The following is a 23,701-nucleotide window of genomic DNA, read 5'->3' on the forward strand; positions in this document are numbered from 1 at the left end:
CGAAGCGGGCTGCGGTTAGCCGGTAATCGTCTTTTTGGTGATTGCTGCAACGACCGCGTCGCCCATCTCGCGGGTGCCGACCCGCTTCGTGCCTTCCGACCAGATGTCGCCGGTGCGCAGCCCGGCGGCGAGCACCGACTTGACCGCCGACTCGATTCGGTCGGCAGCTTCGGGTTGTTGGAGGGAGAAGCGGAGCATCATGGCAGCAGACAGGATTGTAGCCAATGGGTTGGCAACCCCCTTGCCAGCAATGTCGGGCGCGCTGCCATGGCTCGGTTCGTACAGGCCCTGGCTGCTGGAATTGAGCGACGCCGACGGGAGCATGCCGATCGAACCGGTCAGCATGGCCGCCTCGTCCGACAGGATGTCGCCGAACATGTTGCCGGTGACCACCACGTCGAACTTCTTCGGTTCCTTGACCAGTTGCATGGCGGCGTTGTCGACGTACATGTGGTCGAGCGCGACGTCCGGGTACTCCTTGCCGACCTCGGTCACGATGTCCTTCCAGAACTGGAAGGTCTCCAGCACGTTGGCCTTGTCGACGCTGGTCACGCGCTTGCTGCGCTTGCGGGCGGCCTCGAAGGCCACACGGGCGATGCGTTCGACCTCGGGGCGCGAATAGCGCATCGTGTCGAAGGCTTCCTCGGCCCCGGGGAAGTGCCCGTCGACGGCGGTGCGCCGGCCGCGCGGCTGGCCGAAGTAGATGTCGCCGGTCAGTTCGCGAATGATCAGGATGTCCAGGCCGGCGATCAGTTCGGGCTTGAGGCTCGATGCGTCCACCAGTTCTTCGTAGCAGATGGCCGGGCGGAAGTTGGCGAACAGGCCCAGGTTCTTGCGCAGGCCGAGGATGGCCTGCTCGGGGCGGAACTGGCGCTCGAGCTTGTCGTACTTCCAGTCGCCGACGGCGCCGAACAGCACCGCATCGGCTTCCTTGGCGAGCTTCAACGTGGCGTCGGGCAGCGGATGGCCGTGCGCGTCGTAGGCGGCGCCGCCGACCAGGGCGGTTTCCATTTCGAAGTCGAGCTCGAGCGCGTCGAGCACGCGGATGGCTTCCGCGACGATTTCGGTGCCGATGCCATCGCCGGGGAGGACTGCGATTTTCATGAACTGATTTTTCTGGTTGAGTTGAAACGTTAGCCGCTCAAACGAGCGAAGCCTTGGCCAGCCACGGCTTGGTGGCCAGGCGCTCGGCCTCGAAGGCCTTGATCTTGTCCTTCTTCTGCAGCGTCAGGCCGATGTCGTCGAGCCCGTTGATCAGGCAGTACTTGCGGAAGGCCTGCACGTCGAACGCGAGTTCGGCGCCGTCCGGCTTGACGACCACCTGGCGTTCCAGGTCGACCGTGAGCGTGTAGCCCGGGAAGGCGAATGTCTCGTCGAACAACTGCGCCACCTGTGCCTCGGGCAGCACGATTGGCAGCAGGCCGTTCTTGAAGCTGTTGTTGAAGAAGATGTCGGCGTAGCTCGGCGCGATGATGGCGCGAAAGCCGAACTGGTCGAGTGCCCACGGTGCGTGCTCGCGCGACGAACCGCAGCCGAAATTCTTGCGCGCCAGCAGCACCGAGGCGCCCGCGTAACGCGGCTGGTTCAGCACGAAGTCCGGGTTCGGCTTGCGGCTGGCCGGGTCCTGCCCCGGTTCGCCGTGGTCGAGGTAGCGCCATTCGTCGAAGAGGTTGGGGCCGAAGCCGGTCTTCTTGATCGACTTCAGGAACTGCTTGGGGATGATCGCGTCAGTGTCGACGTTCTCGCGGTCCATCGGCGCCACGAGGCCCTTGTGTACGGTGAATTTCTGCATGGTGTGTCTCCTGCTCAGGCGAATTGGCGGACGTCGACGAAATGGCCGTGCACCGCGGCCGCGGCGGCCATGGCCGGGCTGACGAGGTGCGTGCGGCCGCCGGCGCCTTGCCGGCCTTCGAAGTTGCGGTTGCTGGTGCTGGCGCAGCGCTCGCCCGGCTCCAGCCGGTCGGCGTTCATCGCGAGGCACATCGAGCAGCCCGGTTCGCGCCACTCGAAGCCCGCCGCCTTGAAGATCACGTCGAGGCCTTCGCGCTCGGCCTGTTCCTTCACCAGGCCCGAGCCCGGCACGACCATCGCGAGCTTGACGTTCTTCGCGACCTTCTGGCCGAGCTTCTTCACGATCGCGGCGGCTTCACGCATGTCTTCAATGCGGCTGTTGGTGCAGGAGCCGATGAACACCTTGTCGATGAAGATGTCGTTCATCGGTTTGTTCGGCTCAAGACCCATGTAGACCAGCGCGCGCTCGATGGCGCCGCGCTTGTTGGCGTCTTTTTCCTTGTCCGGATCGGGCACGCGGCCGTCGATCGGCATCACCATTTCGGGTGAGGTGCCCCAGGTGACCTGCGGCAGGATCTGCGTCGCATCGAGTTCGACCACCTGGTCGAAGTGCGCGCCCGGGTCGGACTGCAGCGTCTTCCAGTAGCTCACGGCATGGTCCCACTCGACGCCGGTCGGCGCGAAGGGGCGGCCCTTGACGTAGGCGATGGTCTTGTCGTCCACCGCGACGAGGCCCGCGCGCGCGCCGGCTTCGATCGCCATGTTGCAGACCGTCATGCGACCTTCCATGCTCAGGTCGCGGATGGCCGAGCCGGCGAACTCGATCGTGTAGCCGGTGCCGCCTGCCGTGCCGATGCGGCCGATGATGGCCAGCACGATGTCCTTGGCGGTGCAGCCCAGCGGCAGCTTGCCCTCGACCTTCACCAGCAGGTTCTTGGCCTTCTTGGCCAGCAGCGTCTGCGTGGCCATCACGTGCTCGACCTCGCTGGTGCCGATGCCGTGCGCCAGCGCGCCGAAGGCGCCATGGGTGGAGGTGTGCGAGTCGCCGCAGACCACCGTCATGCCCGGCAGCGTCGCGCCCGATTCGGGGCCGATCACGTGCACGATGCCCTGGCGCTTGCTGAGGAACGGATAGAAGGCGGCGGCACCGAACTCGGCGATGTTGCTGTCGAGCGTGGTGATCTGTTCCTTGCTGATCGGGTCGGTGATGCCGTCGTAGCCCAGCTCCCAGTGGGTGGTCGGCGTGTTGTGGTCGGCGGTGGCCACCACCGAGCTGATGCGCCAGAGCTTCCGGCCGGCCACGCGCAGGCCTTCGAAGGCCTGCGGGCTGGTCACTTCGTGCACCAGGTGCCGGTCGATGTAGAGGATCGACGTGCCGTCTTCCTCGGTGTGGACGACGTGTTCGTCCCAGAGCTTGTCGTAGAGCGTGCGTGCCATGACTGTCTTCTTTCGTGGGGAGGGTGAGGGTTCGTGCTCAGGCAGCGAGCCCGAGCGTTTCTTGTTCGGAGGCGGCGCCGGACGCCTGCAGGTGTGCCACCAGCGCACGCGCGGCCACCGGCAGCGTCGAGAAATCGCGCGCGACGAGTCGGATCTCGCGGCGCGCCCAGGCGTCGGTCAGTTCGACACGGACCAGCCGCTGGCCGATGCCGCCGTGCATCAGCGCGAAGGCGTGGCCGGGCATCACGCCGATGCCCAGGCCGTTCTCGATCATCCGGCACATCGCGTCGAGGCCTGTCACGTGGATGCGCAGCTTGATGCTGCGGCCCGCGTCCAGCGCGGCCTGCCGCGTGGCCACGTAGATCGAGCTGTTCGTGTGCAGGCCGACGTGGTCGTAGTCCAGTGAATCCGCGAAGGCGAGGGCGTTGCGGCTTGCCAATGCATGGTCGGCCGGCACGATGAGCACCAGCCGGTCGTGCCGGTAGGGCAGGCTCTGCAGGTCGCTGCCACCGTCGCCGGCGTGGCAGATGCCGAGGTCGGCCGCGCCTTCGTGCACCGCGCGGAGCACCTCGGTGCTCAGGTGCTCCTCGAGGTCGATCTTGATGGCTTCATGGTCGCGGCGGAAGGCGCCCAAATCTTCCGGCAGGAACTGCACAATGGCCGAGATGTTGGCGTGCACCCGCACGTGGCCGCGCACACCGTCGGCGTACTCGCTCAATTCGCCCTGCATCTTCTCGAGGCTGTAGAGCACCGAACGGGCGTGGTGCAGCAGGCTCTCGCCGGCGGGCGTGAGGTCGACACCGCGCGCATGGCGGTACAAGAGCGGCGTGCCCAACGTGGCCTCGAGGTCGGACAGCCGCTTGCTGATGGCCGATGCCGCGATGAATTCCCGCTCCGCCGCGCGCCCGATGCTGCCCAGCTCGCACACCGCCACGTAGAGCTGGAGCGAGGTCAGGTCGATTCGGCGGGCGAAGGTCCGTTCGGACGCGGTCACGGCATCGTGTGAGAAGAGGTGGGGTGCGTATTCTCCCTGAGAGTGCCTGCTCGTGCCATCGTGATCCGAGATGACTTGGCTGCCGGGTCGCGATGAGGCGCGTCGCGACGGGCGCTGCCATGAAAAAAGCGGGCGCAAGGCCCGCTTTGTGCTGCGATCGGAACGATCGACCGATTACTGGCGCTTCTTGGCCGCGTCTTCCATCTTTTCGCCACCCTTCTGGATGTCCTGACCTGCGCCCTTGACGGTGTTGCAGCCGGCCAGCGGCACGCCGAATGCGAAGACGACGGCGATCATTGCGGTAAGTTTTTTCATGACAGAACTCCTTCAAGCGGTTTGTTGACGGTATTGAGCGTGGAATCACCCTCTGGCAATGAAGTTATCGAAGCCGCCCATCCGCTTCTGTCAGCCAAGACGCAAAAAAGCTGCCCGCAGGCAGCTTTCGAGCGCGAAGGCCGGCGTGGCCTTCGACAGCGCATCAACGCTGGGCGATGGGCTTCACGTCGCGCGGGGTGAAACCTTCGAACAACTGGCGCGGGCGGCCGATCTTGTATTCCGGGTCGCCGATCATCTCGTTCAATTGGGCGATCCAGCCCACCGTGCGGGCCAGTGCGAACACAGCCGTGAACAGCGGCACCGGGATGCCGATGGCGCGCTGCACGATGCCCGAGTAGAAGTCGACGTTCGGGTAAAGCTTGCGCGACACGAAATACTCGTCCTCCAGGGCGATCTTCTCGAGGGCCATGGCCAGCTTGAAAAGCGGGTCGTTTTCCAGGCCCAGTTCGCTCAGCACTTCCTTGCAGGTTTCCTGCATCAGCTTGGCGCGCGGGTCGTAGTTCTTGTACACGCGGTGACCGAAGCCCATCAGCTTGACGTTGGAGTTCTTGTCCTTCACCTGCTTGATGAACTCGCCGATCTTCTCGACGCCGCCCGCCTTCTGGATGTCGTAGAGCATGTTGAGCGCCGCTTCGTTGGCGCCGCCGTGGGCCGGGCCCCAGAGGCAGGCCACGCCGGCGGCGATCGCTGCGAAGGGGTTGGTGCCCGATGAACCGCACAGGCGCACGGTCGAGGTCGATGCGTTCTGTTCGTGGTCGGCGTGCAGGGTGAAGATGCGGTCGAGCGCGCGCTCGAGCACCGGGCTCACCTTGTACTCTTCGCACGGCGTGGCGAACATCATGTGCAGGAAGTTGCCCGCGTAGCTCAGGTCGTTGCGCGGGTACATGTACGGCTGACCGATCGTGTACTTGTACGCCATGGCCACCAGCGTCGGCATCTTCGCGATCAGGCGGATCGCGGCGATCTCGCGGTGTTTCGGGTTGTTGATGTCCGTGCTGTCGTGATAGAAGGCCGACAGGGCGCCGACCAGGCCGGTCATGATGGCCATCGGGTGCGCGTCGCGGCGGAAGCCGCGCAGGAAGAACTGCATCTGCTCGTTGACCATCGTGTGGTTGCTCACGAGCTTGGTGAAGTCCTGCTTCTTGCCGGCGTCCGGCAGTTCTCCGTACAGCAGCAAGTGGCAGGTCTCGAGAAAGTCGCAGTTGGTGGCGAGTTGCTCGATCGGGTAGCCGCGGTAGAGCAATTCGCCCTTGTCGCCGTCGATGTACGTGATGGCCGACTGGCACGACGCCGTCGACATGAAGCCCGGGTCGTACGTGAACATGCCGGTCTGTGCGTACAGCTTGCGGATGTCGATCACGTCGGGGCCCATCGTGCCCTTGTAGACCGGCAGATCGACGTTGTCCCCGCCGTTGCTGAAGGACAGGGTGGCTTTGGTGTCGGAGGCTTTCATTTCGACTTTCTTTCTCTTGAGATTGATGTTCGGGAAGACTTGAACAGGCGCGCCGTCAGACGCGCATCAGCCGCAGCAGATCGACCACGTCCGCCCCGGCCCATGCGGGCTCAGGCTCCTTTCGCTGCAAAAGGAGGTCGAGCAGATCGTGATCCGACAGATCCATCAATGTCTCCATCGCCTTGGCCTGGCGCACGGTCAAGCGGCTTTCGTGCTGCTCGAAGAAGCGTGCGATGAAAAGGTCGTTTTCCAGCAGGCCGCGACGCGTGCGCCATTTCAGCTTGCTGAGCGCGCGAACGTCCAGCGGCTGGTCGAGGTCGGCGGCGGCGTGCATGAGGCTGATTCTTCCCGGTTCAGATGGCGCGACGCACCATCAGTTCCTTGATCTTGCCGATGGCCTTCGTCGGATTCAGGTTCTTCGGGCACACGTCCACGCAGTTCATGATCGTGTGGCAGCGGAACAGGCGGTACGGGTCTTCAAGGTTGTCCAGGCGCTCGGCGGTGGCTTCGTCGCGGCTGTCGGCGATGAAGCGGTAGGCCTGCAGCAAGCCGGCCGGGCCGACGAACTTGTCGGGGTTCCACCAGAAGCTCGGGCAGCTCGTCGAGCAACTCGCGCACAGGATGCACTCGTAGAGGCCGTCGAGCTCTTCGCGCTCTTCGGGGCTCTGCAGGCGTTCTTTCTCGGGCGGGATGTTGTCGTTCTGCAGGTACGGCTTGATCGAGTTGTACTGCTTGAAGAACTGCGTCATGTCGACGATCAGGTCGCGGATCACCGGCAGGCCGGGCAGCGGCTTGAGCACGACGGTGCCCTTGAGCGTGTTCATGTTGGTCAGGCAGGCCAGACCGTTCTTGCCGTTGATGTTCATCGCGTCGGAACCGCAGACGCCTTCGCGGCAGGAGCGGCGGAACGACAGCGTCGGGTCTTGTGCCTTGAGCTTCATGAGGGCGTCGAGCAGCATGCGTTCGTGGCCGTCGAGTTCGATCTCGATGGTCTGCATGTACGGCTTCGCGTCCTTGTCCGGGTCGTAGCGATAGATCTGGAATGTGCGCTTCATCGTGGTGACCTTGTGAGTGCTTTTTATGAGCTGGGAGCGTTAGAACGTGCGGACCTTGGGCGGCACGCTGTCGACGGTCAGGGGCTTCAGACGCACAGGCTTGTAGGCCAGGCGGTTGTCTTCGCTGTACCAGAGCGTGTGCTTCATCCAGTTCTTGTCGTCGCGGCCCAGCGGTGCGACCGGGTCGTCGGCGGGGCGCTCGTAGTCTTCCACCGTGTGGGCGCCGCGGCATTCGGTGCGGGCGGCCGCGGAGATCATCGTGGCCTGGGCCACTTCGATCAGGTTGTCGACTTCCAGCGCCTCGATGCGCGCGGTGTTGAACACCCGCGACTTGTCCTTGAGCGTGATCGCCTTGACGCGTTCACGCACCTGGGCGATCTTGCCCACGCCTTCGTTCATGGACGCCTGCTTGCGGAACACCGCCGCGTGCTGCTGCATGACGGTGCGGATCTCGTTGGCCACGTCCTGCGCGTATTCGCCGCTGGTCGAGGCCTCGAGCTGGTTCAGGCGCTCCAGCGTGCGGTCGGCCGCATCGGCCGGCAGCGGCTTGTGCTCTTTCAGCTTGTCGTTGAACTGGACGATGTGGTTGCCCGCGGCGCGGCCGAAGACCAGCAGGTCGAGCAGCGAGTTGGTGCCCAGGCGGTTGGCGCCGTGCACGCTCACGCAGGAGCATTCGCCCACGGCGTAGAGACCGTTGACCGCCACGCTCTGGTTGTCCGCGTCCTGCAGCACGACCTGGCCGTTGATGTTGGTCGGGATGCCGCCCATCTGGTAGTGGATGGTCGGCACGACCGGGATCGGTTCCTTCGTGACGTCGACGTTCGCGAAGTTGATGCCGATCTCGTAGACCGACGGCAGGCGCTTGTGGATCGTCTCGGCGCCCAGGTGGTCGAGCTTCATGTGGATGTAGTCCTTGTTGGGACCACAGCCGCGACCTTCCTTGATTTCCTGGTCCATCGAGCGCGACACGAAGTCGCGCGGTGCCAGGTCCTTCATGGTGGGCGCATAGCGTTCCATGAAGCGTTCGCCGTTGCTGTTGAGCAGGATGGCGCCTTCGCCGCGGCAGCCTTCGGTCAGCAGCACGCCGGCCCCGGCCACGCCGGTCGGGTGGAACTGCCAGAACTCCATGTCCTGCAACGGGATGCCCGAACGCGCGGCCATGCCCAGGCCGTCGCCGGTGTTGATGAAGGCGTTGGTCGAGGCCTGGAAGATCCGGCCGGCACCGCCGGTGGCCAGCAGCACGGTCTTGGCCTGCAGGATGTGCAGGTCGCCGGTTTCCATCTCCAGTGCGGTCACGCCGACCACGTCGCCTTCGGCGTCACGGATCAGGTCCAGCGCCATCCATTCGACGAAGAACTGAGTGCGGGCTTCGACGTTCTTCTGGTAGAGCGTGTGCAGCATCGCGTGGCCGGTGCGGTCGGCGGCGGCGCAGGCGCGCTGCACCGGCTTTTCGCCGTAGTTGGCCGTGTGGCCGCCGAACGGGCGCTGGTAGATCGTGCCGTCCGGGTTGCGGTCGAAGGGCATGCCGAAGTGTTCGAGCTCGTACACCACCTTCGGGGCTTCACGGCACATGAACTCGATGGCGTCCTGGTCGCCGAGCCAGTCGGAGCCCTTGATCGTGTCGTAGAAGTGGTAGTGCCAGTTGTCCTCGCTCATGTTGCCGAGCGACGCGCCCACGCCGCCTTGCGCGGCGACGGTGTGCGAGCGGGTCGGGAACACCTTGGAGAGCACGGCCACGTTGAGGCCGGCGCGCGCCAGTTGCAGCGAGGCACGCATGCCCGAGCCGCCAGCGCCGACGATGACGACATCGAACTTGCGCTTGGTGATTTGGTCTTTGGTATAGGCAGTCATCTTGTTCAGAGTCTCCAGAGCACTTGAATGGCCCAACCCGCGCAACCCACAAGCCAGACGATCGTGAAAATTTGGCAAGCGAGGCGGATGCCGACCGGCTGGACGTAGTCCATCCAGACATCGCGCATGCCCACCCATACGTGGTAGAGGATCGAAGCGATCACCACGAAGGTGAGAACCTTCATCCATTGGGCTGAAAAGATGCCGGACCAGGTGTCGTAGCCGATCGGGCCGCGCGCGAAGAGCAACTGCGCCAGCACCAGGATGGTGAAGAGGGCCATCAGGCCGCCGGTGATGCGCTGGCTGAGCCAGTCGCGCAGACCGTAATGTGCGCCGACGACGATGCGCTTGGCGCCGTAATTCACAGACATGTCGGCTCCTTCTCAGTACAGGCCGAAAAGCTTCGCGCCGAGGACGACGGTCAGCAGGATGCTCAGGGCGAGCGTGGCGATGGCGGAGCTCTTGCCGAACTCCTTGTTCACGGCGGCATGGCTCACGTCCATCCACAGGTGGCGCAGGCCGGCGATGAAGTGGTGCAGGTAGGCCCAGATCAAGGCCAGTGCGACCAGTTTCAGGAACCAGCCCGGCACGAAGCCCAGGCCACTGTTGAAGGCGGCTTTGAAGCGCGCGAAGGAGATCTCGGAGGAGACGGAGGTGTCGAACATCCAGATGATGAACGGCAGCAACAGGAACATCACGACGCCGCTGACGCGGTGCAGGATCGAGACGATGCCGGCGGGCGGAAGGCGGTAGGTGGTGAGATCTGTGAAGGCATTGATGTTGCGGAACTCGCGTCTCGGCGGACGGGGTGTTTTGGCAAGCTCGGTCATGGGGGCTTTCGTTGCTTTTCGGGGGTGGCTGCTTGTCTTCGTCGGAAATGCAAACAACGCAAAATTCTATTGCAATGCACCATCGGGCAGCGGACGCCACCGCGTCACCGCACTGGAATGGTCGGACGCTGCCGCGTCCGATGCGTTGTTGGCGGGCAGGGTGCTCCCTGCCGGTGCGTGGTGTCGGCGGTGCATCAGCCCAGATCGTTGCGGTAGTGGTGGGTGTCGGTGCGGTAGAGGCCGCGCCGAAGCTCCATCGGGGTGTTGTTGTAGGTGTGCGCGACGCGCTCGACGCTCAGCAGCGGCGTGCCGGTGGCGACATCGAGCAGCAGGGCCTGTTCGGCATCGGGCAGCACGGCACGGATCTTTTCCTCGGCGCGCACCAGGCGCACGCCGAATTCGGCTTCGAACATCGCGTACATCGGGCCGCGCGACGCGCGCAGGCGTTCGGCGGTGAGGCCCTTGAACGGCGTGCCGGGCAGCCAGAGATCTTCGAGGATGGTCGGGACGCCGGCGTACGCCAGCACGCGGCGCACCTGCAGCACCGCGTCGCCGGTGCGAAGCGCCAGTGCGCGCGCCACGTCGGCGGAGGCGCGCAGCCGCTTGCAGTCGACGATGGTCCGCTCGGCCGGGCCTTCGGTGGCGGTGTCGCCGCTGTCGGGCACCAGTTTCAGGAAGCGGTACTGCACCTGCTGCTCGGCATGGGTCGCGACGAAGGTGCCCTTGCCCTGGCGCCGCAGCACAAGGTTTTCTGCAGCGAGTTCGTCGATGGCCTTTCGCACCGTGCCCTGGCTCACGCGAAAGCGCGCAGCCAGCTCCATTTCGCTCGGGATCGGCTCGCCGGGCTTCCATTCGCCCGCCTGCAGGCTCTGCAGGATCAGCGCCTTGATCTGCTGGTACAGCGGACTGAAGGACGGCGTGGCGGGGTCGGGGAAGGTGGGCGTGTTCATGGCGGTTCGCTCACCTCGCGGCGCGCAGACGGGCTGTATCTTATATAAGACATAAGACATGTGCGCCGAAAACCGCGAATCGGCATAAAATGCGAGGCTGTTCCGCCACACGGGTCCGCCCGCCGCGGACACCTGGGCAGCCGCTGTGCTGGCCGACACCGTTTTCACCACCTTCTGGAGTCTTTCCCATGAGCAAAAAGCCTGTTCGCGTTGCCGTCACCGGCGCCGCCGGCCAAATCGGTTACGCCCTGTTGTTCCGCATCGCTTCCGGCGAAATGCTCGGCAAGGACCAGCCGGTCATCCTGCAACTGCTCGAAGTGCCTGTCGAAGGCCCGCAAAAGGCGCTCAAGGGCGTGATGATGGAACTCGACGACTGCGCCTTCCCGCTGCTGGTCGGCATGGAAGCCCATGGCGACCCGATGACCGCCTTCAAGGATGCTGACTACGCGCTGCTGGTCGGCTCGCGTCCGCGCGGCCCGGGCATGGAACGCGCCGAACTGCTGGCCGTCAACGGTGCCATCTTCACGGCGCAGGGCGCTGCGCTCAACGCCGTGGCCAGCCGCAACGTCAAGGTGCTGGTGGTCGGCAACCCCGCCAACACCAACGCCTACATCGCCATGAAGAGCGCGCCCGACCTGCCGCGCAAGAACTTCACCGCCATGCTGCGCCTGGACCACAACCGCGCTGCCAGCCAGATCGCTGCCAAGACCGGCAAGGCCGTGGCCGACATCGAGAAGCTCACCGTCTGGGGCAACCACTCGCCCACGATGTACGCCGACTACCGCTTCGCGACCATCGGTGGCGAAAGCGTCGCCAAGATGATCAACGACCAGGAATGGAATGCCAACACCTTCCTGCCGACCGTCGGCAAGCGCGGTGCGGCCATCATCGAAGCACGCGGTTCGTCGTCGGCTGCATCCGCTGCCAACGCCGCCATCGACCACATGCGCGACTGGGCCCTGGGCACCAACGGCAAGTGGGTCACGATGGGCATTCCGTCGGACGGCCAGTACGGCATTCCGAAGGACGTCATGTTCGGCTTCCCGGTCACCTGTGAGAACGGCGAGTACAAGGTCGTCGACGGCCTCGAAATCGACGCCTTCAGCCAGGAACGCATCGACAAGACGCTCAAGGAACTGACCGACGAGCAGGCCGGCGTCGCCCACCTGGTCAAGTAAGCACAGCCCACGTCGATGCTCGATTGGAACCCCGCGCTCTACACCCGCTACGAGGATGAGCGCACGCGTCCGGCCGCCGAGCTGCTGGCGCGCGTTCCGCTGGCGGAGGCAGCCCGGGTGGTCGACCTCGGCTGCGGGCCGGGCAATTCCACCGAGCTGCTGGCACGCCGCTTCCCGCAAGCGGACGTGCTGGGCATCGACAACTCCGAGGCCATGCTGGTCAGCGCGCGCAAGCGGCTGCCGCAGGCCCGGTTCGAATTCGGCGACATCGGCCGCTGGACGCCCGATGTCGCTCCCGATCTCATCTATGCCAATGCCGCGTTGCAATGGGTGCCCGACCACGACACGCTGGTCCCGCGCCTGTTCGCCGCCCTGGCCCCCGGTGGCGTGCTCGCCATCCAGATGCCCGACAACCGGGCCGAACCCACGCACCGTCTGATGCGCGAAGTCGCGTCCGAGGCGCCGTGGAAGGCACCGATCGGCGACGCCGACAAGCTGCGCACCGAACTGCTTGGCATCGGCGGCTACTACGATCTGCTGGCGCGCGACGCCGCCCACGTCGACGTCTGGCACACCATCTACCAGCACCCGATGGCGTCGGCGGGGGGCATCGTCGAATGGGTGAGCAGCACCGGGCTCAAGCCCTTCGTCGACCCGCTCGACGCCGCGCTGAAGGCGAGCTATCTCGCGACCTACGAACGTCGGATCGCACAGGCCTATCCGCCGCGCGCGGACGGGAAGCTGCTGCTGGCCTTCCCGCGCATGTTCATCGTGGCTTGCAAGGCATGAGCGCGTCGCCAACCCCCATGACCCACCCGCGCGACGTGCTGCTCGGCGCGCAGGCCGGCGCCATCGTGCTGCCGGTGTGCGACCACTACAGCGGCGTCGAGGCGCGCATGAAGAAGAGCCTCGTGCTCCAGGCCGAGATGGCCGAGGAGTTCGGCGCCTGCGTGTTCGACGTGACCCTGGATTGCGAAGACGGCGCTCCTGTGGGCGGCGAAGCCGAGCATGCGCAGCTGGTGACCGAGCTGGCGCTCGGCGCGGCCACCGGCCTGCGCGTCGGCGTGCGCGTGCACCCGGTCGACCACGCGGCCTTCGAGGCCGACATGGCCACCATCGCCGGCCGCGCCGGCCAGCGACTGAGCCACCTGATGGTGCCCAAGGTCGAATCCGTCGCCGACGTCGCCAAGGCCGCAGCCGCGCTCGACGCCGCCGGCGCGGGCGATCTGCCGCTGCACGTGCTCATCGAGTCGCCGCTGGCCGTGCACCGGGCCTTCGACATCGCCGCCCATCCGCGCGTGCAGTCGCTCAGCTTCGGGCTGATGGACTTCGTGTCGGCCCATGCCGGCGCCATTCCAGCCGACGGCATGGGCGCGCTCGGCCAGTTCACCCACCCCCTCGTGGTGCGCGCCAAGCTCGCCATCGCCTCGGCCGCCCACGCCCACGGCAAGGTGCCTTCGCACTGCGTCGTGACCGAGTTCAGCAACGTCCTGGCCCTGCGGGCCGCGGCGAAGCGGGCGGCCGACGCGTTCGGCTACACCCGCATGTGGAGCATCCACCCGAGCCAGATCCGTCCGATCCTCGAGGCCTTCGCGCCCGACGAAGGCCAGATCGACCTGGCCACCCGCATCGTCGATGCCGCCGTACGCCAGAATTGGGCCCCTGTCAGCATCGACGGGACGCTCCACGACCGCGCGAGCTACCGTCATTTCTGGCAGGTGCTCGAGCGCGCCCATGCCACAGGCCGTCCGCTGCCCGCCGAGGCGCAGGCCTGGTTCAACGCTCCGAAACACTGACCTTCATCCCCCAAGGAAATCACCCCATGAACAAGACCCTCGCACTGATCGCCGCCGCAGCGCTGGCGCTGCCCCTGGCTGTCAACGCACAGACCGCTTCACAGACCAACACGCCGGCGAAGCCGGCTGCCAAGGCCGCCGCCAAGCCCACCACGACCGCCGCCAAGAAGCGCCAGGTGACGCCCCGCGCCGCCAAGGCCGTCGAAGAAGTCACGCCCATCGACACCAGCACCGACATCACGCTGAACGAGGCCGACCTGGCTGTCGCCCAGCGCGTGTACACCGGCAAGATCCAGTGCGAACTGGGCGCCGACGTGACCATCACCGCCGACGACAAGAAAGCCGGCTTCTTCACCGTATCGACCAAGGGCGCCAAGTACCGCATGCACCCGGTCGAAAGTCGCACCGGCGCCATCCGCCTCGAGGACCCGCGGGCCGGCGCGATGTGGCTGCAGATCGCCAACAAGTCGATGCTGATGAACCAGAAGCAGGGCCTGCGCCTGGCCGACGAGTGCATGGCGCCGGCCCAAGTGGCTTTTGCCGAAGAAATGAAGAAGAACCCACCCAAGAGCCTGTTCGAGGGCGCCGACGTCCCGAAGAAGTAAGCAGGCACGGCGTCCCCAAGAGCCGCTTGCGCGGCGCGGCTCTTGCTTGGGCGTGAGCGCGAGCCGCAGTTGTCCCAGTTTCCGGAGAAAAAAGATGTTGCAAGCCTACGTTGACCATGTCGCTGAGCGCGCCGCGCTCGGCATTCCACCGTTGCCCCTCACCGCCAAGCAAACCGGCGAAGTGATCGAGCTGCTGAAGAACGCCACGTTGAAAGACGGGGAGTTCCTTCTGAACCTGCTCACGTACCGTGTGCCCGCTGGCGTCGACGACGCGGCCAAGGTCAAGGCCAGCTATCTGGCGGCGGTGGCGCATGGCACCGAAAAGAACTTGCTGCTGTCGCGCGCCCGCGCCACGGAGCTGCTCGGCACCATGCTCGGCGGCTACAACATCAGCCCGATGATCGACCTGCTCGACGACGCCGAGGTCGGCGCCGTCGCGGCCGAAGGCTTGAAGAAGACGCTCCTGATGTTCGACCAGTTCCACGACGTCAAGGAAAAGGCCGACGCGGGCAACGCCAACGCCCGCGCCGTGCTGCAAAGCTGGGCCGATGCAGAGTGGTTCACCAGCCGGCCCGAAGTGCCGCAAAGCATCACCGTCAGCATCTTCAAGGTGGCTGGCGAAATCAACACCGACGACCTGTCGCCCGCGCCCGACGCCACCACGCGTCCCGACATCCCGATGCACGCCCTGGCGATGCACAAGAACGCGCGTCCCGGCATCGTGCCGGAAGAAGATGGCAAGCGCGGCCCGGTGAAGTTCATCGAAGACCTGCGTGCCCGCGGCCACCTGGTGGCCTATGCCGGCGACGTGGTCGGCACCGGCTCGTCGCGCAAGAGCGCGACCAACTCCGTGCTGTGGTTCACCGGCGAAGACATCCCGTTCGTGCCGAACAAGCGCTTCGGCGGCGTCTGCCTGGGCGGCAAGATCGCGCCGATCTTCTACAACACGATGGAAGACTCGGGCGCGCTGCCGATCGAGCTGGACGTGAGCCAGATGGACATGGGCGACGTGGTCGAACTGCGCCCCTATGACGGCAAGGCGCTCAAGGACGGCAAGGTCATTGCCGAGTTCACCGTGAAGAGCGACGTGCTGTTCGACGAAGTGCGCGCCGGTGGCCGCATCCCGCTGATCATCGGCCGCGGCCTCACCACCAAGGCGCGCGAGGCGCTGGGCCTGCCGGTGTCGACGCTGTTCCGCCTGCCGACCAGCCCGGTCGACACCAAGAAGGGCTTCTCGCTCGCCCAGAAGATGGTCGGCCGCGCCTGCGGTCTGCCGGAAGGCACCGGCGTGCGCCCGGGCACCTACTGCGAACCGAAGATGACCTCGGTCGGCTCGCAAGACACCACCGGCCCGATGACGCGCGACGAACTGAAAGACCTGGCCTGCCTGGGCTTCTCGGCCGACCTCGTCATGCAGTCGTTCTGCCACACGGCGGCGTACCCGAAGAAGGTCGACGTCAAGATGCACCACGAGCTGCCGGACTTCATGGCCACCCGTGGCGGCGTCTCGCTGCGTCCGGGCGACGGCGTGATCCACAGCTGGCTCAATCGCCTGCTGACACCCGACACCGTCGGCACCGGCGGCGACAGCCACACGCGCTTCCCGATCGGCATCAGCTTCCCGGCCGGTTCCGGCCTGGTGGCCTTCGCGGCGGCCACCGGCGTGATGCCGCTGGACATGCCCGAATCGGTGCTGGTGCGCTTCAAGGGCAAGATGCAGCCCGGCGTCACGCTGCGCGACCTGGTCAACGCGATCCCGCTGTACGCGATCAAGTCGGGCCTGCTGACGGTCGCCAAGCAGGGCAAGGTCAACGTCTTCTCCGGCCGCATCCTGGAAATCGAAGGCCTGCCCGACCTCAAGGTGGAACAAGCCTTCGAACTGAGCGACGCTTCGGCCGAACGCTCGGCTGCCGGCTGCACGGTGCACCTGAACAAGGAGCCGATCATCGAGTACATCAACAGCAACATCACGCTGATGCGCTGGATGATCGCCGAGGGCTATGCCGACGGTCGCACGCTGGCTCGCCGCATTGCCGCGCAGGAAGCCTGGCTCAAGGACCCGCAACTGCTCAAGGGCGACGACGACGCCGACTACGCGGCCGTCATCGAGATCGACCTGGCCGACATCCACGAACCGATCGTGGCCTGCCCGAACGACCCGGACGACGTGAAGACGCTCTCCGACGTGGCCGGCGCCAAGATCGACGAGGTGTTCATTGGCTCGTGCATGACCAACATCGGCCACTTCCGCGCGGCGTCGAAGCTGCTCGAAGGCAAGCGCGACATCCCGGTCAAGCTGTGGATTGCGCCGCCGACCAAGATGGACGCGCACCAGCTCACCGAAGAAGGCCACTATGGCGTGTTCGGCAATGCCGGTGCGCGCACCGAAATGCCGGGCTGCTCGCTGTGCATGGGCAACCAGGCGCAGGTGCGCGAAGGCGCGACGGTGATGTCGACCTCGACCCGCAACTTCCCCAACCGCCTGGGCAAGAACACCTTCGTGTACCTCGGCAGCGCCGAGCTGGCTGCGATCTGCTCGCGCCTGGGCCGCATCCCGACCAAGGAAGAGTACATGGCGAGCGTCGGCGTGCTGGATGCGTCCAGCGCGCAGATCTACCAGTACCTCAACTTCGACAAGCTCGACGAGTACCGGGACGTGGCGGCTGGCGTCGCTGCCTGATCACGCCCTGTGCGGATGAACGAAAGGCCCACCTCGGTGGGCCTTTTGCATGGGCCCCTCGCGCCCTTACTCGGCCAGCTGCGGCGCGCTGGTGATGGCCAAGCCGGCCGCGATCACCGCCAGCAGCGTGTCGCCGAAGCCGCCGCGCGCTCGGGCATCGTGGCGTGCACTGGTCGACACGCGCGGCGCAGCGCTCCAGGCGATGCGGGCGCCCGTTTCTTTCAGCGCCTCGACCAGGGCCACGTCTTCGCTGCAGGCCAGCGCAGGAAAGCCGCCAGCGCGCACATAGGCCTCGGCAGCAACGCCGAGGTTCGCACCGTGCACGTGCCGATGTCCATCGGCGTCGGTGTAGGTGCGTGCGAAGTGGGCGCGCAGCGAGTCGGCGTAGTGGCCATGCACGCTCCAGTCGTCCACGCCAATCGAGCCACACACGACGTCGGCATCGATCTCGAGCTGGCGCATCAGCCACTCCGGCGAGACGCGGGTGTCGGCGTCGGTGAAAGCGAGCCAGCGCGCCCCTTCACCCAGCAGTCGGTCGGCACCCGCCGCCCGCGCCCGGCCCACATTGCGGGCGTCGACGGCCAAGGTGCGTGCGCCAGCGAAGCGGGCGATGGGGCCGGTCGCATCGCTGCAGCTGTCGAGCACTACGAGCACTTCGACCGCCTCACCCTGCAGCGCGGGGTGGGCCGCCGCGACGAGAAGGGCGGCGACGGTGTCGCCGATCACGGCTTCCTCGTCATGCGCGGGCACGACGACGCCGATCACCGGATGCCCTCCCGCTGTGCCACCGAACGCGCGTCACGGCACCACAGCTCCAGCAGGAAATCGTCCTCGGCATGACGCACGGTGCGCGCCAGCCCGGTGTTGGCGAAGGCGCCGTGCACCGCATCGGTCGCGAGGGCGCGTTCGTCGAAGTCGGGCCGCCAGTCGCAGGCGACCAGGACGCCGTCGGGTGTCAACGATGCGGCGCAGTGCTCGGCCAGCGTGCACATGGCCGGCGCATCGAGAAAATAACCGAGTTCGCACACCACGATCAGGTCGAACGGCGCTTCGTCGTGGGGCCAGTCGTCCGGCAGGTTGTGCGAGGCGACGCGGACGTTCGCGAGGCCGGCCGTGCGCCGCCGGGCCGATTCGACGGCGCCCGCGGTGAAGTCGCTGGCCAGCACCGCGTCGCAGCGCGCGGCGAGTGCCACCGTCAGCTCACCCGCGCCGCAGCCCGGCTCGTAGGCCGTGGCGTAGCGCCGGTGTGGCAAGGCTGCAAGCAGCACGTTGCGCTTGCGTTGCTCGTACCAGCGGGTGCGCAGGCCGTAGGGGTCGTCGTCGCTGCCGTAGAGCGATTCGAAGTAGGGCCGCCGGTCCGCCGGCTTCGGGTCATCGTGGGACATCATGGGGCTCGGCGAAGAAGATCTCGAAGGGTCGGTGCGCCCGCTGCACGGTGGTGCTGCGCAGGATGGGGCCGGCACCGGTGGACGGGTCCGACCGCAGCTGGCTGGTGAAGGCGCCCACCGCATGGCGCTTGCGCGCGGCGCTGGACGCATCGAGCGGGAGCTGGACGGCACGGTGCCAGGGCAGGCGCGCGTCGCCGGGTTCGGCCCAGTGCCACGCCCACACGGGCACTTCGACGAGCGTGCTGCCGACCTGCGCACAGGCCACGGCGCAGGCCCGTCCCGTGGCCTCGTGATCGGGATGGCCGTCGTGGCGCCAGGTCGTGAACACGACGTCGGTCGGCCGCAGCAGGGCAGCCATGCGGTCGACCAGCACATGACGCTGTGCCTCCACGCCACCGTCCGGCAGGCCGAGCCGTTCGCACGTCGCCTGGCCAAAGCCCAGCCGGCGCCAGGCTTCGGCGCTCTCCAGCGGGCGTTCGGCGGTCAGCCGCAGGGGCGGCCATTGCGCCGAACCGGCATGGCTGCCTTCGCCGTCGGTCACCGCCACGATCAGCACGTCGCCCCGCAGGTCAGACCACTGCGCGAGCAGGCCGCCGATGGCGAGCACTTCGTCGTCGGGATGGGGGGCGACCATGACCAGCCGACGGTCCGCGGCCAGCAGGTCGGCGGCAGACGCCGACCGCAGCCGCTGTGCCGCCAGCCAGGGCAGCCAGGCATCTTCCGCCGTGCCGAGTCCGGCGATCGCCTTGTCGTCTACAGCGCCCACGGAGCCTCCTGAGGCGGCAGCAGCGCTTCACCCAGCGCTGCCAGATCGCGCTCGGCATGGCTCTGGCGCAGGAACACGGGGAGGTCGGCCATGGCGCGGGCGAAGCGCGGGTCGCGGCACAGCGGGCCGGCGCCCAGTGCGCGGCCGGCGTGTTCGAGCACCGCCGATGCCGCCGCTTCCGTCACCAGCCGGGCGCGCAAGGCACACGGGTGGGCGAGCGAGGAGGGCTGCTCGTCGATCCACGCGGCGGTCTCGCGCAGTACGGCGGCAGCGCCGGCCAGTGCGACATCGATCGCGCCGAGATGCGCCAGCCGATGCGCATCGGGCCGGGGACCGCACTGGGCTCTCGTCATCTCGGCGATGCCCCATGCACCGCCGTACCAGCACGCCGCGATGCCCGCCCCGCCTTGCCAGAAGCCGGGCCGCGCAACGTAGTCGCCCGGCTCGCCGACCGGCAGCGCCTCGGCGCCGTCGAACTGCACGTCGACGCTGCCGGTCGCCGACATGCCGACGGCATGCCAACCCTGGTCCGTGACCCGGACGCCCGGTTGCGCCATCGCCACGGCCGCCAGCCGCGGCGCGCCGTCCTCGTCCCAGCAACTGACGAGCGCGTGGGTCGCGTCAGCCGCGCCCGAGCACCAGGCCTTGGTGCCTTCGAGCACCCATCGCTCACCGCGCCGTCGCAAAGCCAATCGTGCGCTCGGCGGCTCGGCGCACCAGGTGCCCCATCGGCTGCCCTCGGGGGCTTCTGCCCCGCCGAGTTCGGCCAGGATGGCGAGCGCGTCGGTATGACCCTCGAAACGCTTGACCAAGGACAGATCGCAGGCGGCGACCGCCGCGAGCGCCTGCCAGCGCTCGAGCGTGCGCCCGGTGCCGGGCAGTGGAAGCCGATCGAGCCCTGCCGCCACCAGGTCGGCCAGGCCGGGCGGCTCGGGACGTGTGCGGTCCAGCAGGACGTCGAGACGCCTGTCGAGACGAGGGGCGAGCATCGGGTCCGCCGCTCAGCCCACGTTGAGCGTCTTGTGGTCGCCCATGTTCTTGGGCGGCTCGCCGGTGACAGCCGCCTTCATCATCTTGAAGATCTGCACCATCTTGCTGTCGTCGACATCCCAGAATTCGGCGTTGTCGATGTGCACCGTGAGCAGGCCGAGGTTGGGGTCGGTCACGCCCTTGGGGAACCAGGCCTTGGCCATGGCGGTGAACAGTTCTTCCTTCTTGGCCTGGTCCTCCAGCAGGGCCGCACGACCGGACACCGACACATAGCTGTCCTTGTCGGTGTTGGCGTAGGCCACGTTCACAGCGTTGTCGGTCGCGACGCTGCGGGCGATCTCGCCATCCTTGGGCACGAAGAAGTAGAGCGTGGCGCCTTCGTCGATCGCCTTGTTCTGCGTGGTCAGCGGGTGGCTGTGCAGCAAGCCGTCGTGGTGACGGTGCACGAACATGCCGAAGCGGGTGTCCTTGATCAGGTCCCAGAGTTTTTGATGATCGTTCGAGGTGGTCATGGCGCTTGTCTTCCTTGATGCTTGAGGGTTCTGAGGTATTGCATCAAGCTAAGGAGTGCGATGCGGCCCGAGGGCGCATCAATGCCGCGCCTTCGTGTGGGCCGTCGCCGACGGCTGCTGTGGTCGTTTCACGGCCATCCCTCCGACAGCAAATGACTTCGAAGCCTGCTATCTTTCAGGTGCCCCCACGATTCACAGGAGTTCCCATGGCCAAAGCACCGGCACACCCTTTCGCATCCGCCCTCAAGACATTCAAGACGGCATCGGGAGGGTCCGGCAAATACTGGTCGCTGAAGGAACTCGCCAAGCAATACCCGAACATCGCCAAGCTGCCGGTCTCGCTGCGCATCGTGCTCGAGTCGGTGATGCGCAATTGCGATGGCCAGAAGGTCGGCGTCGAAAATGTCGAGCAGCTGGCCAACTGGCAACCCAACGCCGAGCGCACCGAGGAAATCCCCTTCGTCGTCACCCGCGTGGTGCTGCAGGACTTCACCGGCGTGCCACTGCTGGCCGACCTGGCCGCCATGCGCAGCGTGGCGCAGAAACTCAGCAAGAGCCCCAAGACCATCGAACCGCTGGTGCCGGTCGACCTGGTCGTCGACCACTCGGTGATGGTCGACCACTACGGCACGCCCAAGGCGCTCGACCTCAACATGAAGCTGGAGTTCCAGCGCAACAACGAGCGCTACCAGTTCATGAAATGGGGCATGCAGGCCTTCGACACCTTCGGCGTCACGCCGCCGGGCTTCGGCATCGTGCACCAGGTGAACCTCGAATACCTCGCGCGTGGCGTCTACAAGGCCGCCGACGACAAGGCCGAGGTGCCGACGTACTACCCCGACTCGCTGGTCGGCACCGACAGCCACACGACCATGATCAACGGCATCGGCGTGGTTGGCTGGGGCGTGGGCGGCATCGAGGCCGAGGCCGCGATGCTGGGCCAGCCGGTCTACATGCTGACGCCCGACGTGGTCGGCTTTGAACTGACCGGCAAGCTGCGTGAAGGCGTGACGGCCACCGACCTGGTGCTCTTCGTCACCGCCATCCTGCGCAGCGAGAAGGTGGTGGGCAAGTTCGTCGAATTCTTCGGCCCTGGCGCCGCGTCGATCGCCGTGCCCGACCGCGCGACCATCGGCAACATGGCGCCCGAGTACGGCGCCACCATGGGCTTCTTCCCGGTCGACGAGATGACCCTGGCCTACTTCAAGGGCACCGGCCGCACCCAGAAGGAAATCGAGCGCTTCGAGGCCTACTACAAGGCCCAGGGCCTGTTCGGCATGCCGGCACCCGGCGAACTCAGCTACACGAAGATCGTGCGCCTTGACCTGGGCACCGTCTCGCCCAGCCTGGCCGGGCCGAAGCGCCCGCAGGACCGCATCGACCTCGGCCACCTGGCCACCAAGTTCTCCGAGCTCTACAGCAAGCCGAACGACGCCAACGGCTTCAACCAGCCGGCCGACAAGCTGAAGATCCGCTACCCGCTCACCAGGAACGGCCAGGCCAACGACGTCGAGGCGCCCGCGCCCGCGCCCGGCGCGCCGCGCCAGGTGGTCGAGATGGTCGCCAACCGTTCGACCAAGGCCGCGGCCCATGTGAGCGCGACCGCCCCCGCGGCGCCCAAGGGCCAGGTCACCATCGGCAACGGCGACGTGCTGATCGCCGCCATCACCTCCTGCACCAACACCTCGAACCCGAGCGTGCTGCTGGCCGCGGGCCTGCTGGCGAAGAAGGCGGTCGAGGCCGGACTCACCGTCAAGCCGCACGTCAAGACATCCCTGGCGCCCGGCTCGCGCATCGTCACCGAGTACCTCGAGAAGGCCGGCCTCATGCCGTACCTGGAGAAGCTGGGCTTCTACCTCGCGGGCTACGGCTGCACCACCTGCATCGGCAACGCCGGCGACCTCACGCCGGAGATCAACGAAGTCATCACCGACAACAACCTGGTCGCCGCCGCAGTGCTCTCGGGCAACCGCAACTTCGAGGCGCGCATCCACCCGAACCTGAAGGCGAACTTCCTGGCCTCGCCGCCGCTGGTGGTGGCCTATGCCATCGCCGGCAACGTGATGGTCGACCTGATGACCCAGCCGGTGGGCAAGGGCAAGCACGGCAAGGACGTGTACCTGGGCGACATCTGGCCGACCGCCAAGGAGATCGACGAGAACCTGCACTTCGCGATGAACGCCAAGGCCTTCCGCAAGAACTACGAGCAGATCGCCGAGAACCCCGGCAAGCTGTGGAGCAGCATCAAGGGCGTGAGCGGCGACGTCTACAACTGGCCCACCTCGACCTACATCGCCGAGCCGCCCTTCTTCGAGGGCTTCAAGATGAAGCCGGCCGCCACCAACCCGGGCTTCTCGGGCGCGCGGATCATGGCGCTCTTCGGCGACTCGATCACCACCGACCACATCTCGCCGGCCGGCGCCATCAAGGAGAGCTCGCCCGCGGGCATCTGGCTGAAGGCGCACGGCGTGCAAAAGGCCGACTTCAACAGCTACGGCTCGCGCCGCGGCAACCACGAGATCATGATGCGCGGCACCTTCGCCAACGTGCGCATCAAGAACCTCATGCTGCCGCCGGACGAGAAGGGCACGCAGGAAGAGGGCGGCCTCACGCTGTTCCAGCCGGGCAACGAGAAGATGTTCATCTACGACGCCGCGATGAAGTACATCGAGCAGGGCGTGCCCACCGTGGTCTTCGGCGGCGAGGAATACGGCACCGGTTCGTCGCGTGACTGGGCGGCCAAGGGCACGCAGCTGCTGGGCATCAAGGCCGTGGTGGCGCGCAGCTTCGAGCGCATCCACCGTGCCAACCTGGTCGGCATGGGCGTGCTGCCGCTGCAGTTCCGCGGCGCCGATTCGTGGCAAAGCCTGGGCCTGACCGGCCACGAGAAGATCGACGTGGTGATCGAGGGCGACCTCAAGCCCATGATGGACGTGAAACTGGTGGTGCACCGGCCCGATGGCACGCACCAGGAAGCCACGGTGCGCCTGCGCATCGACACGCCGATCGAGGTCGACTACTACAAGCACGGCGGCATCCTGCCCTTCGTGTTGCGGCAGCTGCTGGCGGCCTGATTCGACCCGCGAAGC

At 66.5% G+C, this 23,701-nt stretch carries 23 protein-coding genes; 6 read left to right on the forward strand and 17 right to left on the reverse strand.

Annotated features, from left to right (window positions below; genetic code table 11):
* Positions 1 to 15: 15 nt before the first annotated feature.
* From leuB to ACSFA2_RS07145, 12 genes are all read right to left on the reverse strand, one after another.
* A complete protein-coding gene (gene leuB, locus ACSFA2_RS07090) occupies positions 16 to 1,104 on the reverse strand; it encodes a 3-isopropylmalate dehydrogenase (RefSeq protein WP_435454606.1) in 1,089 nt (362 codons plus the stop codon).
* Positions 1,105 to 1,141: 37 nt separating this feature from the next.
* Positions 1,142 to 1,792: a 3-isopropylmalate dehydratase small subunit gene (leuD, locus tag ACSFA2_RS07095; protein WP_435454607.1), complete on the reverse strand. Its 651-nt coding sequence runs from the start codon at positions 1,790 to 1,792 to the stop codon at positions 1,142 to 1,144.
* 14 nt (positions 1,793 to 1,806) lie between these two features.
* Entirely contained in the window at positions 1,807 to 3,228 is a 1,422-nt protein-coding gene (gene leuC, locus ACSFA2_RS07100) for a 3-isopropylmalate dehydratase large subunit (RefSeq protein WP_435454608.1), read from the reverse strand.
* A 37-nt stretch (positions 3,229 to 3,265) separates the two neighbouring features.
* Entirely contained in the window at positions 3,266 to 4,222 is a 957-nt protein-coding gene (locus ACSFA2_RS07105; RefSeq protein ID WP_435454609.1) for a LysR substrate-binding domain-containing protein, read from the reverse strand.
* Positions 4,223 to 4,396: 174 nt separating this feature from the next.
* On the reverse strand, positions 4,397 to 4,537 hold the full coding sequence (locus tag ACSFA2_RS07110; RefSeq protein ID WP_286648867.1) for an entericidin A/B family lipoprotein: 141 nt from the start codon (positions 4,535 to 4,537) through the stop codon (positions 4,397 to 4,399).
* 163 nt (positions 4,538 to 4,700) lie between these two features.
* On the reverse strand, positions 4,701 to 6,011 hold the full coding sequence (gltA, locus tag ACSFA2_RS07115; RefSeq protein ID WP_435454610.1) for a citrate synthase: 1,311 nt from the start codon (positions 6,009 to 6,011) through the stop codon (positions 4,701 to 4,703).
* A gap of 55 nt (positions 6,012 to 6,066) precedes the next feature.
* Positions 6,067 to 6,345 carry an FAD assembly factor SdhE gene (locus tag ACSFA2_RS07120; RefSeq protein WP_435454611.1) on the reverse strand — a complete coding sequence of 93 codons (279 nt, stop codon included), beginning with the start codon at positions 6,343 to 6,345 and terminating at the stop codon, positions 6,067 to 6,069.
* Between the two features lie 19 nt (positions 6,346 to 6,364).
* Positions 6,365 to 7,066 (reverse strand): succinate dehydrogenase iron-sulfur subunit, encoded by a 702-nt coding sequence (locus tag ACSFA2_RS07125; protein WP_435454612.1) that lies wholly within the window; start codon positions 7,064 to 7,066, stop codon positions 6,365 to 6,367.
* A 39-nt stretch (positions 7,067 to 7,105) separates the two neighbouring features.
* A complete protein-coding gene (gene sdhA / locus ACSFA2_RS07130) occupies positions 7,106 to 8,917 on the reverse strand; it encodes a succinate dehydrogenase flavoprotein subunit (RefSeq protein WP_435454613.1) in 1,812 nt (603 codons plus the stop codon).
* Between the two features lie 5 nt (positions 8,918 to 8,922).
* Positions 8,923 to 9,288, reverse strand: coding sequence for a succinate dehydrogenase, hydrophobic membrane anchor protein (gene sdhD, locus ACSFA2_RS07135; RefSeq protein WP_435454614.1), 366 nt, complete (start codon positions 9,286 to 9,288; stop codon positions 8,923 to 8,925).
* A gap of 12 nt (positions 9,289 to 9,300) precedes the next feature.
* Positions 9,301 to 9,747 (reverse strand): succinate dehydrogenase, cytochrome b556 subunit, encoded by a 447-nt coding sequence (gene sdhC, locus ACSFA2_RS07140; RefSeq protein ID WP_435454615.1) that lies wholly within the window; start codon positions 9,745 to 9,747, stop codon positions 9,301 to 9,303.
* Between the two features lie 194 nt (positions 9,748 to 9,941).
* Positions 9,942 to 10,697 (reverse strand): GntR family transcriptional regulator, encoded by a 756-nt coding sequence (locus ACSFA2_RS07145; RefSeq protein ID WP_435454616.1) that lies wholly within the window; start codon positions 10,695 to 10,697, stop codon positions 9,942 to 9,944.
* Between the two features lie 188 nt (positions 10,698 to 10,885).
* On the opposite strand from ACSFA2_RS07145, the gene ACSFA2_RS07150 reads away from it, so the two are divergent.
* From ACSFA2_RS07150 to ACSFA2_RS07170, 5 genes are all read left to right on the forward strand, one after another.
* The gene (locus tag ACSFA2_RS07150) at positions 10,886 to 11,875 is read left to right on the forward strand and encodes a malate dehydrogenase (RefSeq protein WP_435454617.1); all 990 of its coding nucleotides are present in this window, start codon (positions 10,886 to 10,888) and stop codon (positions 11,873 to 11,875) included.
* 15 nt (positions 11,876 to 11,890) lie between these two features.
* The gene (tam, locus tag ACSFA2_RS07155) at positions 11,891 to 12,664 is read left to right on the forward strand and encodes a trans-aconitate 2-methyltransferase (protein ID WP_435454618.1); all 774 of its coding nucleotides are present in this window, start codon (positions 11,891 to 11,893) and stop codon (positions 12,662 to 12,664) included.
* Between the two features lie 17 nt (positions 12,665 to 12,681).
* On the forward strand, positions 12,682 to 13,671 hold the full coding sequence (locus tag ACSFA2_RS07160; RefSeq protein ID WP_435454619.1) for an HpcH/HpaI aldolase/citrate lyase family protein: 990 nt from the start codon (positions 12,682 to 12,684) through the stop codon (positions 13,669 to 13,671).
* A gap of 26 nt (positions 13,672 to 13,697) precedes the next feature.
* Positions 13,698 to 14,276: a hypothetical protein gene (locus ACSFA2_RS07165; protein WP_435454620.1), complete on the forward strand. Its 579-nt coding sequence runs from the start codon at positions 13,698 to 13,700 to the stop codon at positions 14,274 to 14,276.
* A 94-nt stretch (positions 14,277 to 14,370) separates the two neighbouring features.
* Positions 14,371 to 16,956, forward strand: a complete 2,586-nt coding sequence (locus ACSFA2_RS07170; protein ID WP_435454621.1) for a bifunctional aconitate hydratase 2/2-methylisocitrate dehydratase — start codon at positions 14,371 to 14,373, stop codon at positions 16,954 to 16,956.
* Between the two features lie 66 nt (positions 16,957 to 17,022).
* Here ACSFA2_RS07170 and ACSFA2_RS07175 read toward each other — a convergent pair whose 3' ends face one another.
* Genes ACSFA2_RS07175 through ACSFA2_RS07195 form a run of 5 tightly spaced genes read right to left on the reverse strand, consistent with a single transcriptional unit; the run spans position 17,023 to position 20,612 of the window.
* Positions 17,023 to 17,721 carry a glycosyltransferase family 2 protein gene (locus ACSFA2_RS07175; RefSeq protein ID WP_435454622.1) on the reverse strand — a complete coding sequence of 233 codons (699 nt, stop codon included), beginning with the start codon at positions 17,719 to 17,721 and terminating at the stop codon, positions 17,023 to 17,025.
* Positions 17,718 to 18,344 (reverse strand): class I SAM-dependent methyltransferase, encoded by a 627-nt coding sequence (locus ACSFA2_RS07180; RefSeq protein WP_435454623.1) that lies wholly within the window; start codon positions 18,342 to 18,344, stop codon positions 17,718 to 17,720. The genes ACSFA2_RS07175 and ACSFA2_RS07180 overlap by 4 nt, the downstream gene beginning before the upstream one ends.
* Positions 18,328 to 19,110, reverse strand: coding sequence for a PIG-L deacetylase family protein (locus ACSFA2_RS07185; RefSeq protein WP_435454624.1), 783 nt, complete (start codon positions 19,108 to 19,110; stop codon positions 18,328 to 18,330). The genes ACSFA2_RS07180 and ACSFA2_RS07185 overlap by 17 nt, the downstream gene beginning before the upstream one ends.
* Positions 19,098 to 20,099, reverse strand: a complete 1,002-nt coding sequence (locus ACSFA2_RS07190) for an acyl-CoA dehydrogenase family protein (RefSeq protein ID WP_435454625.1) — start codon at positions 20,097 to 20,099, stop codon at positions 19,098 to 19,100. Before ACSFA2_RS07190 ends, ACSFA2_RS07185 begins: the two co-directional genes overlap by 13 nt.
* A gap of 12 nt (positions 20,100 to 20,111) precedes the next feature.
* Complete coding sequence (locus ACSFA2_RS07195) at positions 20,112 to 20,612, reverse strand: pyridoxamine 5'-phosphate oxidase family protein (protein ID WP_435454626.1); 501 nt, start codon at positions 20,610 to 20,612, stop codon at positions 20,112 to 20,114.
* Positions 20,613 to 20,818: 206 nt separating this feature from the next.
* Between ACSFA2_RS07195 and ACSFA2_RS07200 the strand changes: the two genes are divergently transcribed.
* Positions 20,819 to 23,686 carry an aconitate hydratase gene (locus ACSFA2_RS07200; RefSeq protein ID WP_435454627.1) on the forward strand — a complete coding sequence of 956 codons (2,868 nt, stop codon included), beginning with the start codon at positions 20,819 to 20,821 and terminating at the stop codon, positions 23,684 to 23,686.
* Positions 23,687 to 23,701 lie beyond the last annotated feature (15 nt).

Source organism: Variovorax cryoconiti, assembly GCF_051216395.1.
Classification (GTDB): domain Bacteria; phylum Pseudomonadota; class Gammaproteobacteria; order Burkholderiales; family Burkholderiaceae_C; genus Variovorax.